This is a genomic window from Nodosilinea sp. P-1105 (genome assembly GCF_012911975.1).
Taxonomy (GTDB): Bacteria; Cyanobacteriota; Cyanobacteriia; order Phormidesmidales; family Phormidesmidaceae; genus Nodosilinea.
Genome location: NZ_SMDQ01000192.1, coordinates 1 through 599, shown reverse-complemented (window position 1 = coordinate 599; position 599 = coordinate 1). Strand labels below are relative to the sequence as shown.

The following is a 599-nucleotide window of genomic DNA, read 5'->3' as shown; positions in this document are numbered from 1 at the left end:
AAGGTGTCGTTGTTGAGGATGACCACACCGTCCCCTGATTGAGCTAGCACAAAAAGCCCCTGGCGATAGGCATAGCGCGCCACCTCATCGGGCACTACCATACCGGCCACAGCCCCCATGGCCCGCACGTCCCCATAGCGGGGCATCAGTCGCTTGAACTTAGCCAGCCGTTCCAGGTGTTGATCGACATCGGCCTGGGTCAGTTTGCTTTTCACCTCCACCAGGATGGCATCGGTGGTGTTGACCACCAGGAGATCAATTTCAATAAACTCGTCACCCCGCCGGGCCGCCGCATTGGGATAAAACTCGTGAACGTCAATTCCCCGATCTTGAAACAGCCGCACCACCGCAGGACGCACCTGCCATCCCACAAATTCCCCCAGACGGTTACCCAGTTTGCCCAGTTGCTCATTCAGCTGTTGGTTTTGCTGCTTTAGCCATTTTTCCGTTTCCTGGAAACGGCGATCGATTGCTTGAGAACGCTGCTCTGCCTCGCGTTGCCGTTGTTCTGCCTCGCGTTGTCGCTGCTCTGAGGCCTCAGTCTGGGCTTTGATTAACTGTTCGGTTTCTTTTTGGGATGCGGCCAGTTCGCCTAGAAT

Annotated in this window: 1 protein-coding gene; it reads right to left on the bottom strand. The window is 56.1% G+C overall.

Features of this window, described 5'->3' with window-relative positions; genetic code table 11:
• A partial coding sequence (locus E1H13_RS27100) for a hypothetical protein (protein WP_169617987.1) occupies positions 1-599 on the bottom strand: 599 nt, incomplete at both ends.